Origin of the sequence: Kushneria aurantia DSM 21353, assembly GCF_000382245.1 — a bacterium.
Taxonomy (GTDB): domain Bacteria; phylum Pseudomonadota; class Gammaproteobacteria; order Pseudomonadales; family Halomonadaceae; genus Kushneria; species Kushneria aurantia.
The window spans coordinates 42111-55066 of record NZ_KB907885.1 but is presented as its reverse complement, the minus strand read 5'-3'; the positions used below and the strand labels follow the sequence as shown (position 1 = coordinate 55066).

Genomic DNA, 12956 nt, shown 5'->3' with positions numbered 1-12956 from the left:
AGGTCACGCCATGGCGCGCCCGTGCGCAAAATCCAGAACACCGCATTGATGAAGCGTCGGTTATCCCTGGCCACGCCTCCCCACTGACCTGCTCGCCCCGGCAAGTGGGGCTCCAGCAAGGCCCAATCCTTATCTGAGAGGTCGTGACGCCGATGAGCTTTAGTCATTGTGATCCCAGGTTCCGCCTCGAAAGTAGTCATTTAACCACATCTCATGACGACATTCTCTAGGAAAGACGCCCGAGCCACGTGGGTCGCTGCAGCCAATCGTCGGGGAAGCCCATGCTGGCGGGGTTGATGGCATAGCGCTCGATCAGCTCCGCCAGCCGCTTTCGAAAGTGGTGATGGCGGCTGATCACATCAAGCAGATAGGCGAGCATCGTCAAGGTGTTGTAAAGCTTGCGCTGCGCCGATTCGTCTCTGGCCTTTACCAGGCTCTCCCCCAACGGCTGGGGGTTGCGCGGCAGCGTGAACTTTACCGTCAGCTCACGGTTCCAGACCCGGGCATGATGAGCACAGTGGTTGCGGACTACGTTCAGATGGTGGCAGAAGGAGGTCAGGATCCGCTCATCCAGGCAATAGAGCCTGGCGATAGCGTTGCGGTCATCGCTATGAGCAAGATGCTTGAGCCACTTCGAAAGCTGGCCGAAGCTCATGATCTCCACCACCGCCCACACGGGCGGCAGGGGCTCATCGTAATGTGTGCGGAAGTGCTGGATGAACACCTCACGGTTACTCTGCACATCCTTGAGAAGGCCGGCCAACCCGTTCCGATAGTTCCACCGGTTGGAGTCTGTAAACAGCGAGGCCTGCTCAGCGCATGCGGTCCATGGCGGTGGCCCAGCTGATAGGCAAAGTGGCCGCGCAGCGACACCTCGATCCGCTCGATGGCATCGAGCATCAGCAAGCGCAGCTCACGATCAAACAGATAATGATCCAGCACCGTCTCGAACTGGGTGCCCGGGTGGAAGGTATGGCTCCCGTGGTCTGCCTCGTAGGGGAGCCAGTAGGCGGCGAGTCGATAGTAGTTCAGGTGGGCCAGATAGTGCTCGGCTCGGGCTTCATCCCGGACCTGCATACCCCGCTCGCGAAGGCGAGCGAGCTGATCGGCATAGCTGAGGGCAGGTTTCTCGTATCTCATTGATCACACAAAAAAGTAACCCCCCATGGTGCGCTGATCTGACGGGAAGCGTGGGGGGTGTTGTCGGAGGCAAGTTTAGGCAGTTGACCCTCCAAGGTCAACCGACCACGATGACCATAGGCCATCATGCCCTTCACAACAGCTCCCAGCGGATCCTGAACAGCCGATGAGTCTGGCTCTTTTTATGCATCTGGCGCTCCAGGGCATCGATAAGCGCGTCGCGCTTCTTCTCGATCTCGTCCTGAACGTCGAAAATCGCTTGGCGGTCGCGGCGCTGCTGCCGCTCGAGCGTCTTGAGCGCTTCCTGCGCGGCCTTCTGCTCCTCCAGGGTCTCGGCGGTGCGTGAGCGACGCTTGGCGTCCTTGATCTTGGCGCGGGTATCCTCCAACTGGGCCTCGCTAGAGGCAATCTGGTCATCGGACCAAGCCTCCAGCTTGTCGCGTTCGCGCTGGAAGTAGCTGTGGTTCTCCTCCAGCACGCGGCTCAGGGTGGCATCCAGCTGTCGCTTGGCGAGCGCAGAGAGCTCCTGAGAGGGTTCAGTGGCACTATCCGGTACTATCTCAGCCGTCACATTGAAGAGCCGCTCACAGGCCTCCTGGTCGAGGTGAGTGCCATCATCAGCCAGGGCGGTGAAGACCAGGTGCTCCTCGTGCTGGAAGCTGTCCAGCTCCAGCAGATTCAGTTCCATCCAACCACGGCGAACGGTGAGCTGTTCGAGTACCGAGATTCGCAGCGGATGATCCGATAGCTGGAAGCGCAGCGTGGCGGCTGGGGTCTCCTGGCGGCGACCGCTGTCGAGCACGTATTCGCCCAGCGGATGCGTCAGCCGGTAGACGTGAGCGTGCTCGGGCGGCTTGATGCCCTTCCCCTTGCGAATCAGCCAGTAGTCACCGGTGGTCACGTTATCGACGGGAGGCGCTTCCAGGTGAAAGGTCAGACTGCCATCGTTGAATTTGGCCTGTCCCGACAGGCAGTGCCGGGTCAGCTTCCAGAACAGCTTGCCGGTGCGGTCGAGCTGGGCCTCGGCCTTGTCTCGCTGGATGCGCAGCAACTCATGAATCTGCTCGTCGAAGTGTTCCAGCAGCTTGCTCTCGGTCTCACGCATGCGAGCATCGATATCGGCCTCCAACTGCTCGCGCAGCTCGGCGAAGGCCGCCTCGATGGCGTCCGGTGTGCGGCAAGTGGCGTAGATATCGGCGATACGCTTCTCGACATCCACGCCAGACTCCAGCCGGCCGAGAATTTCATCGGAAGCGCCGAACAGGCCATCGAACAGCTGGAACTTCTCGCTCAGCAGCTCGAGCACGCGCTTGTCGGCCTCGTTGCGCTGGTTAAGGAAGTTGACCACCACCACATCGAACTGCTGGCCGTAGCGGTGGCAGCGACCGATGCGCTGCTCCACGCGCTGAGGATTCCAGGGCAGATCGTAGTTCACCACCAGATTACAAAACTGCAAATTGACACCTTCGGCAGCCGCCTCGGTAGCCACCAGGATCTGCGCCTTGTCTCGGAAGTGGTCGATGATGGCGGTGCGTCGATCGATGGCGGGGCTGCCGGTAACCCGGTCACTACCGGCATGATCCGCAAGCCAGCGCTGGTAGATGCCCGTCACACTCGGGCTGTTGTTGGTGCCGCTGAAGGTGGCGACCTGATCGGCAAAACCGTGTCGCTCCAGAAAGCGGCTGAGGTACTCCAGGGTGCGCCGTGACTCGGTGAACACCACCGCCTTGCGAGGAGCCCTCATCTCATCCATGCGGGCAAAGCCGGTTTCCAGCGCGGTGACCAGCGCATGGGACTTGGCATCTTCATGGATGCTCCGAGCAAGGCCCAGGTACTGCTCGGTTTCGGCGATCTCGCCCTGCAGCCGAGTCGGGTTGATCTCCTGGTCGGCCAGGGACTGGGCGTCGGCCTCCTCCACTTCATCGGCTTCCGCGGCTTCCAGCAGCTCCTCATCAAGCGATTCATCGGCCAATAGCCGCTCCAACCAGTCCTGCTCGACCTGATGCCGGTCATGCAGCGACTCCAGCCGCTGCTTGAGCGTCTCCAGCGTCTGGATGATGGCGGTGGTAGACGATGCCAGCAGCTTGCGTATGACCAGTGACACCAGATGCCGTTGGCGGGTGGGCACGCCATAGCTATCTTCGCGCTCCAGATAGCCGGAGACCAGGTGGTAGAGCCGCTGCTCATCCCGGGATGGGGTGAAGGGGATCGTCAGCGCCTTGCGCTCGGTGTACTGCACATACTCCAGCACCTGGCGGCGAAGGGTGCGTTTGGCGAATTCATCGAGCCGGCGTCGCAGCCCCTCGATGTCATTCCCACCACGCATGAACTGGCGGCGGAAGCTGATGGCATCGCCAAACAGCTGGCCATCGATCACCGTCGAGAGGCCGTAGAGCTCGAGCAGCGAGTTCTGCAGTGGTGTAGCGGTGAGCAGCAGCTTGCGACTACCGGCGAAGGCGCGCTTGATGGCCTGACCGGTGCGGTGGCTCTCACGATGGGCGTTGCGCAGCTTGTGGGCTTCGTCGACCACCACCAGGTCCCAGGGGATGGTGCGCAGCTGAGGTTCCAGCCTAGCCGCGAAGTGGTAGGACATCACGCTGATGACATCCTGGTCCAGCGGATCGTAGATTCCCTGCTCACGCTGCTGTTTGTAGGCGCGAGCGTCCAGCACCTGTGTGGGCAGGTGGAATTTCTCGGCCAGCTCGCTCGCCCACTGCTTACGCAGGGCTGCTGGGGCAATCACTACCAACCGACGCCGACGCTCTGCCCAGTACTGGCAGATGACCAGCGCTGCTTCGATCGTCTTGCCCAGCCCCACCTCGTCGGCCAGCAACACCCCTTTGGCCAGCGGGTTCTGCAAGGCGAACAAAGCAGCATCGATCTGATGGGGGTTGAGATCTACCGAGGCGTCGAACAGCGAAGCTGCCAGCCGGTCCACGTTTCCGCCCCGCCTCTGACGCGTCAGCTCGTAAGCGAAGTACTTGGCGTGGTAGTCCGTGATGCGCTCTGTGGCCATCCCTGTTCCCTCTCTAGCTGCTTTGGCCCTACAGCCTACTGTCTCCTGAGGTGAAACGATGATCAAGAAAGTTCATATTACCTGGAGCAGCCGGCTCTCTACCTCATTCGCAATGGCGTCGGCGCTTACAGGCACTTCTGGAACGTTTTCAGTGCCATATACCGGAAGAAGGCTATCGCTAGAGGGCATGGGCGAACCGCCAGGCTGCGAGCGCTAGAGGGCCGAGTAAGGCGTCGAGAACACAAATAAGAACCCCAGCGTAAGCTCGTGAGAGCCAAGAGGCGGGGGCCGTGTTGGCACCTACGGTAGAACACCGCCCTGAGCCAGACAACGCTTTTCTCAACCAAACCGCAAGGAGGCACCTGGATGGCCATCGAGCAAGGAATCTGGAAGCTGGCAGGTACTACGGGCGAGCTGCCGCAGAAGCTGCGGCCCATGGGGCTGGCCGACGAGGGACAGCTTGAGGATCAGATCATGCAGGATGTCTCGATCCTCAATCGGGACTGGCTGCTGATCGGCCGGCAGGTACGCACCGGCTTCGACAAGCTGATCGACCTGCTGGCTATCGACGCCAACGGCACGGTCATCGTCATCGAACTCAAGCGCGACAAGACGCCCCGCGACGTGGTCGCTCAGGCCATCGACTATGCCTCTTGGGTCGTCACCCTGGCCGACTACCAGCTGATCGAGATCTACCAGGCCTTCGCCGAACGCTATCAGCGCCCTCACGCGTCTCTCGAGGACGCCTTCGAGGCCAAGTTCGGCATCACGCTGGACAGTGTCACCCTCAACGAGAATCACCAGTTGGTCGTCGTGGCCACCCAGCTCGACGCCAGCAGCGAGCGGATCATCAATTACCTCAACGAGCATGCCCAGCTCTCGATCAACGCCATGTTCTTCGCCGCCTTCAAGGACCAGGGCAACCATTACCTGAGCCGCGCCTGGATGATCGACCCGGACGAGCCAACTCAGCCGGCCGCCCGCAAGACACACAAGGGGCCCTGGAATGGCGAGTTTTACGCCTCTTTTGGTGATGACCGCCCCTGGGAGTTGGCCCGCCGCTACGGATTCATTGCCGGTGGCGGTGCGGCCTGGTACTCGAAGACCCTCGCCATGCTCTCGGAGGGGCACCGGGTCTGGGTCAACATCCCCAAGACCGGCTATGTAGGCGTGGCCGAGGTGACCGGGGAGCGTTGCCGAGGCGACCATTTCACGGTGCAGACCGATCAAGGAAGTCAGCGACTCCAGGATCTCACGACGGCCACCGAGTATCCGCAGATCCATGGTGTGATCGATGAAGACGACGAGGAGGCAGCGGAATATCTCGTACCGGTCCGCTGGATGGCTTCCGTGCCTGCCCCACAGGCCTTCAGTGAGGTGGGGCTATTCGGCAACCAGAACACGGTATGCAAACCCACCGCGTCGAAATGGGAGCACACGGTCGCGCGCCTGAAGCAGGCATGGCATATCGATTGAAAGCGGTTAGTGATGCAAAGCTGACACCGCACGCAAAAACGCAACCCGTCGCCGAAACGGATGTCTCACACTGCAAGGAAGGGGAAATCGAAAGATTGGTGGGCCCAGCAGGACTCGAACCTGCGACCAAGGGATTATGAGTCCCCTGCTCTAACCAACTGAGCTATGGGCCCTTGCGGTGCGGTTGCGTATGATACATCAGCGTATGGGCCCGCGACCAGCGGGCCGGCCAACGGGAGTTACAGGGATGCGTCACTCTTTTATCAGCGCGCTCGCGGTTGCGGGCCTTGCCGTTACACTTTCTGCCCAGGCGCAGGCCGCGTGGCGGATGGTGCCCGCCGATAGCCGGATTACCGCCGAGGTGGCAGGCCAGGGGCAGAACGGCCCGCTCGAGCGCACTTACCGCGTCGATAATCTTAACGGTACCATCAGCGATAACGGCTATTTCGAGATGCCGCTGCGCCTTGAGCAGACCAATCTGCTGGGCGATGGCGGCATGGGCGCCCTGCTGTCGGGGCTCTCGTCGGACTCGGCGATGGTCACGCTGTCGACGCAGATCGAGCCCGCCTGGCTTAACAATCTGGCGGTGGGCGACAGCCTTACCCGCACCCTGACGCTGACCGCGCGCGGCAATCACTTCGAGCGCAGCGAGCGGGTGCCGATGCGGGTCGAACGCCTGAACCAGCAGGCATGGCAGGTTTCGCTGGCCGAGCCGATCAGTATCGATACCCGCCAGATGATGCAGCTGGATAACGCTCAAACCATTCTGTCACTGCTGGGCTATCGAAGCCTTGCCGATACCATTCCGATCAACTTCAACGCGCGGCTGATCGAACGCTGAGGCGAAGCCCCACGCAAAACGCCCCGCCGATCGGCGGGGCGTTTTGTGTCAGCCGGGGGCCGCGCGGACAGCTATCCCAATGCCCCTGGCGTTACTCGTCCCATTCAGGGGCGAAGGAGGGGTTGGCGATACGCTCACCGCGGTCGAGGGCGTCGATGCGCGTCATCTCCTCGTCGCTGAGCGAGAGCTTCATGGCCGCCAGATTGGCCTGCTGATGCTCGCGTTTGGTCGACGACGGAATCACGATGATATCCCGCTGGGCCACCCAGGCCAGCGCGATCTGGGCAGCGGTCACACCGTGCGCCTCGCCGATCGCTTTCAGGGTGTCGTCCTCCATTACCTTGCCGACCGCCAGCGGCATATAACCGGTCACTTTCACGCCCCTGGCGGCACAGTGGTCCGCCAGCTTGCGATTGGCAAGGAAGGGGTGCACCTCGATCTGGTTGGTCACGATCTGGTCACCGCCGCCTACCGAGAGCACCTCGTCGAGCTGAGCGATGGTGAAGTTGGAAACGCCGATCTGACGGGTCAGCCCCAGCTGTTTGGCTTCGGCCAGTGCGCCGATGGTCTCCTCGATGGGCACACCGTCCGGCGAGGGCCAGTGCAGCAGCAACAGGTCGACATAGTCGGTACCCAGTCGGTCGAGACTTTCGCGCACGCTCTCGACCAGTTCGGTATGACGGAAGCGGTCGGTCCAGACCTTGGTGGTCAGAAAAATATCTTCGCGGGGCACATCGCTGTCGGCAATCGCCTGGCCGACTTCGCTTTCATTGTCGTATACCTGAGCGGTATCGATATGGCGATAACCCAGTTCGAGCGCGTTGGTGACCGAATCGATCACCTCCTGCCCCTTCAGGCGAAACGTTCCCAGGCCAATAGCGGGAATCATAAAACCTCCTTTGGCGTCGAAATACGCAGACGCACTCTGTGTAGACTCATTCTTTAGCGTGGTCATGAAAGCGCCGCTCTGCAAGGTCATTAGCGGGCAAATGACATCGACAGCGGCATCCGCAGCAGGCATCATGCCCAATGCGGCGCGCACCCCCTTGCGCGCCGCCGGTTCTCTATTACACGCCATGGCATCGCCGCGGGCGATGTCGCCAGCCGGAAGTCGAATCAGCATGATCAAATGGACCATCGTGGCACTGGTGGTGGCCAGCATTCTCTATGTGCATTTTCGTGGCCGGGTGCGCCACAGGCCGTTTCGCCAACTGTCGGATCACTCCACTTTCATGGCGCCGATCAACGGCTTCATGTATCTCTTCTCGAAGGTGCCCGACCGCCCCTACCATCGCGAAGAGGACTTCCCCGACATCGCCGGGATCACCGCGCACTGGGAGGAGATTCGCGACGAGGCGCTGGCGCTGGAGAGCCATATCAAGGGATCCAGCAGCAAGGATGATGCCGGCTTCAACTCCTTCTTCCGCCGCGGCTGGAAGCGTTTTTATCTCAAGTGGTACAGCGACAGCCATGAGTCGGCCCGTCAGCTCTGCCCGCGGACCACCGAGATTCTCGCCGGCATTCCGAGCGTCAAGGCGGCAATGTTTGCCGAGCTGCCCGCCGGCAGCACGCTGATGAAGCACCGCGACCCCTATGCCGGCTCGATCCGCTATCACCTTGGTCTGCGCACGCCCAACGACGACCGCTGCCGCATCAATGTCGACGGGGTCGACTACAGCTGGCGCGACGGCGAGGCGGTGCTGTTCGATGAAACCTTCATTCACTATGCCCGGAACGACAGCGAGCAGGACCGCCTGATTCTGTTCTGCGATATCGAGCGCCCCATGAAGTATCGCTGGGCCGGGGCGGTCAACCGCTGGTTCAGTCGCAACGTGATGGCTGCCGCGGCCTCGCCCAACGACGAAAGCGACCACACCGGCGGCATCAATCGCGCCTTCAAGTACATCTATAAGGTGCGCGAGCTGGGCAAGCGATTGAAGAAGAAGAACAAAACGCTTTACTACATTATCAAGTGGCTGATCTTCGGCGGCATTGTGATGTGGCTGCTGACGCTGTGAGCAACCACCGATGACGGATTTCATCGCACCAGCCGAGTGCTGCTGGCCGTTCGACACTCCTCAAAGCGCCACGCAGCTGGCGCTGGCGCCCTTCGACAGCAGCCTTTTCGACGACGCCGCCTTCGGCCGCCACGGCGTATCGCTACCCGCTGCGCTGGCGCGGGCGGTGGCCAAAAGACGCGCCGAATATCTCGCCGGCCGGCTCTGCGCCCGGGCGGCGCTGGCAGCGCTGGATGCTGCCCCCGGCGCGCTGGAAAGCCTGCCCGACCGCCGCGTCGACTGGCCGCCGGGCTACTGCGGCGCCATTACCCACTCCAGAAGCCTCGCCGGTGCGCTGGTCGCACCGGGTTCGGAGTACTGCGCCCTCGGGCTGGACGCCGAGCAGTGGCTGGGCGCCGAACGGGCGCGCTATCTCGCCCCTTCGATTCTGCACCGGGAGGAGCTGGAAGCGCTGACCGGTCTATCACCGGACGCCTTCGCCCGCGCCGTCACGCTCGTCTTCTCACTCAAGGAGAGCCTCTACAAGGCGCTCTACCCGCTGACCGGGGTACGCTTTTACTTCCATGATGCGCGCGTTATCGACCTCGACCCGCTCGCCCTGCCGGGACGCTGCCGGCTGGCGCTGTGCAGCGCGCTGAATGCCGACTGGCCGGCGGGCAGCGAAGTCGCAGGAGATTTTTGCGACGCCCGTCAGCAGGCGCTGACGGCAGTAATGGTCGCCGCAACTCCAGCGCAGAAATGAAAAGCTTTCAATTGCCGAAAGCTTGCGCGCCATTTACTGTATATAAATACAGTTACGAATGGAGCCGTTCATGGAGCTTGCCGACAAGCTGATCATCCTTGCCGATGCAGCCAAGTACGACGCCTCCTGCGCCAGCAGTGGCGCGCCGCGGCGCTCATCGAAGGGGCGTGAAGGGCTCGGTGCTACCAACGGCACCGGCATCTGCCACAGCTTCACGCCGGATGGCCGCTGCGTGTCGCTGCTGAAGATTCTGATGACCAACTTCTGCCTTTACGACTGCCAGTACTGCATCAACCGGCGCTCCAGCAACGTGCCGCGGGCGCGCTTCAGCGTTGACGAGATCATACGGCTGACGCTGGACTTCTATCGCCGCAACACCATCAGCGGCCTCTTTTTGAGCTCCGGCATCATCCGCTCCAGCGACTACACCATGGAGGCGCTGGTACGAGTGGCGAAAACCCTGCGCCTTGAACACAACTTCCGCGGCTATATCCACCTCAAGACGATTGCCGAAGCCTCGCCGGAGCTGATCCGCCAGGCGGGCCTCTACGCCGACCGACTGAGCGTCAATGTCGAGCTGCCCACGGTGCAGAGCCTTGAAAAGCTCGCCCCGGAGAAGAGTGAGGCGCGCATCCACGGCGCCATGGGCACCATCCGCGACGGCCTCGGCGAGGCCGATGCCGAGCCGCGCGCGCCGCGTTTCTCGCCCAGCGGCCAGAGCACCCAGATGATTGTCGGCGCCGATACGGTCGACGACCACACCATTCTCGGCAACGTCCAGCGTCTCTACCGCGACTACCGCCTCAAACGGGTCTACTACTCTGCCTTCTCGCCGATCCCCGAAAGCCCGGGCACGGTGCCGCACAGCGCCCCGCCACTGCTGCGCGAGCACCGTCTCTATCAGGCCGATTTTCTGATGCGCAGCTACGGCTTTCGCGCCGATGAGCTGCTCGACGGCCCCGGCAATCTGTCGCTGGAGATCGATCCCAAGCTCGGCTGGGCACTGCGCCACCGGGAGCACTTCCCGGTCGATCTCGACCGCGCCGAGACCCGCATGATCGCCCGGGTGCCGGGTATCGGCCTGCGCAGCGCCCAGCGCATCGTGGCGCTGCGCCGCGAGCGTCATATCCGTTATGACGACCTGGTTCGGCTGGGCTGCTCGATGAAAAAGCTCGCCCCCTTCATCACCACCGGCGACTACCGCCCACGCGACGCCGGCCTTGACAACCATGCCCTGCGCGCAAGGCTGGCACCGCCGCCGGCGCAGATGCCGCTGCTGTAACCGACAAAATCCTGTAGTAAAACTACGGAGCCGCCGTGACCCTGTATACCGTGCGCCTCGAGCACCCCCATTTCGACTGCTGGCGCGAACATGCACGCCAGTTGCTGGCACGGCGTCTGCCGCCGGAGGCGGTGCTGTTTGAAAACGGCATTGGTGAGCGCGACCTCTTTGCCGATGCCGACACGCCCCTGCCCGATCCCTCTGGCGCCGCGCTCAAGCCGCGGCTGACACACCGCGCGCTGGCGCAGCTGGAGCGCGCCTCGCGCTACTGTATCGAGCCACAGCGGGAGTGTGGCTGGTCGCTGCTTTATCGCGTCGTCTGGCGACTGGCACTGGGAGAAGGCGAAGCCCTGCTGGCCGGCGACACGGACGGCGCCGAACTGGCACGGCGAGCGCGAGCGGTCGACCACGAGGCCCATCACATGCACGCCTTTTTGCGCTTTCAGCGGCGCTACCGAGAGGAGGATGCCGACAGCGGCCCGGCGTTCATCGCCTGGTTCGAGCCGCGTCATGAGGTGCTGGCCGACGCCGCCGAACACTTCATTCAGCGTATGGGCCGGCACAGCTGGCTGATCATGACGCCCCGAGGGGCGATCAGCTGCGACGGCCGGGCATGGCACATCGAGCGGCCGGCGCGGCAATTCTGTCACGACGATTACCGCGCTCTGCTGACCCTGGAGGACGAGGGCGAAGCGCTATGGCTGGCCTACTACGCCAGCACCTTCAACCCCTCACGGGTCAACGAGAAGTGCATGCGGCGCAGCATGCCGGCACGCTTCTGGCAGCACCTGCCGGAGCAGTCGCTGATTGCCGAGCTGGCCGGTCAGGCCAGACGCGGCGGGCGTCGTTCGGGGCAGGACAGACGCCTGGCGGGCAGGCACGGGCGTGTCATTGCCGCACCGAGGCGCGACGAGTAGTCTGGCGAGAGGCCGAAACAGAAGCAGACAGGACCAAAGTCTATTCGATGTAGCCATGCTACAATAGCGGGCCAGCAGCAACTGCCAACCCGACGACTCTTCAGCAGGGCGCCGCCATGTTTGCTCAAATTTTCGCCGTCATGGCGCCCATCATCGCCGGTGCAGGCGTCGGCTATTTCTGGGTGCGCTTCCGCCAGCCCTACCCGACCGGTTTCGTTACCAAACTGGTATTCAATGTCGGCACCCCCTGTCTGATCATCAATTCACTGGCCGGGGCACAGATCACCCTGTCAGCCTTTTCGACCATGGCCGGCGCCACCCTGCTCTGCCTGATGCTGCTGCTGGCCGCCGGCGTGCTGCTGTCGCGGCTGACACGTATTGATTGGCGCGTTATCGTGCCGCCGGTACTCTTTCCCAACACCGGCAATATGGGTCTACCGCTGGCGATGTACGCCTTTCAGGGCAGTGGCTTCTCGCTGGCGATCGCAGTATTCACCATCATGTCGATCGGCCAGTTCGTGGTCGGCAGCATCACCAGCAGCTCGCGGCCGCTGCGCAGCATGCTGACCAACCCCACCATTCACGCCAGCCTGATCGCCATCGTGCTGATGGCCTCCGGCATTACACTGCCCGCCTGGTTGGCCAACAGCATCGAACTGCTGGCCGGCATGACCATTCCCATCATGCTGATCACACTGGGCGTTTCGCTGGCCAGTATTCGCGCGCGCAGTCTGTCGAAGGCGCTGGGCTTCGCTGTCGGCCGGGTGGTGCTGGCCGGGTTCATCGCCCAGGGGGTGGGGCTGCTGCTGAGCCTCGACGATCAGACACGTAATATCCTCACCATCATGCTGTGCATGCCGGTAGCGGTGTATAACTACCTGTTCGCCCAGAAGGCGGGGCGCTCGCCGGAATTCGTCGCAAGCCTGGTGCTCTCCTCCACGCTGCTCTCCTTTATCTACCTGCCCATCATGCTGATCTGGGTGGTCTGAACGACCCATCCCACAAACGAGGAAGGGCCGCCAATCGTGGCGGCCCTTAACAACAACGACAAGGGCCGCCCGATGACGACCCGAGCATCAGTCAGTCGCGCTTACTGTTGCTGCGCCATCTGCTGGACCCGCTGCATCATCTGCGGGTTGTTCTGCACGGCCTGACCGATGCGGTTGAACTCCTCGACATCAAGGTTGTTATCCTGCACGGCCTGCACCATCTGCTGGTTGGCTTCCTCGCGGATGCTCTGCTGGGCTTCAGAGCCTTCGGCGTTCTGCAGCTGCTGGGTATAGTTCTGGGAAATGCCGGCAATTTCCTGCGAAGCGGCGGCGAAGTTCTGCAGCTGCTCATCGCTGAAGTTCTGCGCCTGCTGCTGTGCCTGGCCGCTCTGGGAAGACGATTGATCGGCAGCCAGCACGGGTGCTGCGGCAAAACCGGTCGCGAGCATCGAAGCGGATACAACGGCGGCGAAACGTTTCATCGACATTCTGTGAGTACCTTCTATTGCAGTTGCGTATGTGCCACTCGGTATGA

The 12956-nt window shown here is 62.3% G+C and carries 13 protein-coding genes and 1 tRNA gene; 7 read left to right on the top strand and 7 right to left on the bottom strand.

Features of this window, described 5'->3' with window-relative positions; genetic code table 11:
* The 4 genes from H146_RS20850 to H146_RS0114645 form a co-directional block, all read right to left on the bottom strand.
* The coding region (locus H146_RS20850) for a transposase (protein WP_156826829.1) at positions 1-167 on the bottom strand (167 nt) is incomplete at its 3' end.
* A 59-nt stretch (positions 168-226) separates the two neighbouring features.
* Positions 227-763, bottom strand: a complete 537-nt coding sequence (locus H146_RS22510) for an Abi family protein (RefSeq protein WP_019952639.1) — start codon at positions 761-763, stop codon at positions 227-229.
* Entirely contained in the window at positions 652-1077 is a 426-nt protein-coding gene (locus H146_RS22505) for an Abi family protein (RefSeq protein WP_211213343.1), read from the bottom strand. Before H146_RS22505 ends, H146_RS22510 begins: the two co-directional genes overlap by 112 nt.
* Before the next feature lie 196 nt (positions 1078-1273).
* A complete protein-coding gene (locus H146_RS0114645; RefSeq protein ID WP_019952637.1) occupies positions 1274-4156 on the bottom strand; it encodes an SNF2-related protein in 2883 nt (960 codons plus the stop codon).
* A 366-nt stretch (positions 4157-4522) separates the two neighbouring features.
* Between H146_RS0114645 and H146_RS0114640 the strand changes: the two genes are divergently transcribed.
* A complete protein-coding gene (locus H146_RS0114640; protein ID WP_019952636.1) occupies positions 4523-5632 on the top strand; it encodes a PDDEXK family nuclease in 1110 nt (369 codons plus the stop codon).
* Positions 5633-5728: 96 nt separating this feature from the next.
* On the opposite strand, the gene H146_RS0114635 is transcribed toward H146_RS0114640, so the two are convergent.
* Positions 5729-5805 (bottom strand) — tRNA-Ile (locus H146_RS0114635).
* 74 nt (positions 5806-5879) lie between these two features.
* Between H146_RS0114635 and H146_RS0114630 the strand changes: the two genes are divergently transcribed.
* Positions 5880-6473 (top strand): hypothetical protein, encoded by a 594-nt coding sequence (locus H146_RS0114630; protein ID WP_019952635.1) that lies wholly within the window; start codon positions 5880-5882, stop codon positions 6471-6473.
* Between the two features lie 91 nt (positions 6474-6564).
* Here H146_RS0114630 and dkgB read toward each other — a convergent pair whose 3' ends face one another.
* Positions 6565-7362 (bottom strand): 2,5-didehydrogluconate reductase DkgB, encoded by a 798-nt coding sequence (dkgB, locus tag H146_RS0114625; RefSeq protein WP_019952634.1) that lies wholly within the window; start codon positions 7360-7362, stop codon positions 6565-6567.
* 232 nt (positions 7363-7594) lie between these two features.
* Between dkgB and lpxO the strand changes: the two genes are divergently transcribed.
* The 5 genes from lpxO (at position 7595) to H146_RS0114600 (ending at position 12421) form a co-directional block, all read left to right on the top strand.
* Positions 7595-8491, top strand: coding sequence for a lipid A hydroxylase LpxO (gene lpxO / locus H146_RS0114620; protein ID WP_019952633.1), 897 nt, complete (start codon positions 7595-7597; stop codon positions 8489-8491).
* 10 nt (positions 8492-8501) lie between these two features.
* Positions 8502-9233 (top strand): 4'-phosphopantetheinyl transferase family protein, encoded by a 732-nt coding sequence (locus H146_RS0114615; RefSeq protein WP_019952632.1) that lies wholly within the window; start codon positions 8502-8504, stop codon positions 9231-9233.
* 70 nt (positions 9234-9303) lie between these two features.
* Positions 9304-10515, top strand: coding sequence for a putative DNA modification/repair radical SAM protein (locus H146_RS0114610; protein ID WP_019952631.1), 1212 nt, complete (start codon positions 9304-9306; stop codon positions 10513-10515).
* A 35-nt stretch (positions 10516-10550) separates the two neighbouring features.
* Complete coding sequence (locus tag H146_RS0114605) at positions 10551-11432, top strand: TIGR03915 family putative DNA repair protein (protein ID WP_019952630.1); 882 nt, start codon at positions 10551-10553, stop codon at positions 11430-11432.
* Positions 11433-11548: 116 nt separating this feature from the next.
* Positions 11549-12421: an AEC family transporter gene (locus H146_RS0114600; RefSeq protein WP_019952629.1), complete on the top strand. Its 873-nt coding sequence runs from the start codon at positions 11549-11551 to the stop codon at positions 12419-12421.
* Positions 12422-12522: 101 nt separating this feature from the next.
* Here H146_RS0114600 and H146_RS0114595 read toward each other — a convergent pair whose 3' ends face one another.
* Positions 12523-12903: a DUF4168 domain-containing protein gene (locus H146_RS0114595; protein ID WP_019952628.1), complete on the bottom strand. Its 381-nt coding sequence runs from the start codon at positions 12901-12903 to the stop codon at positions 12523-12525.
* Between the last annotated feature and the right edge of the window lie 53 nt (positions 12904-12956).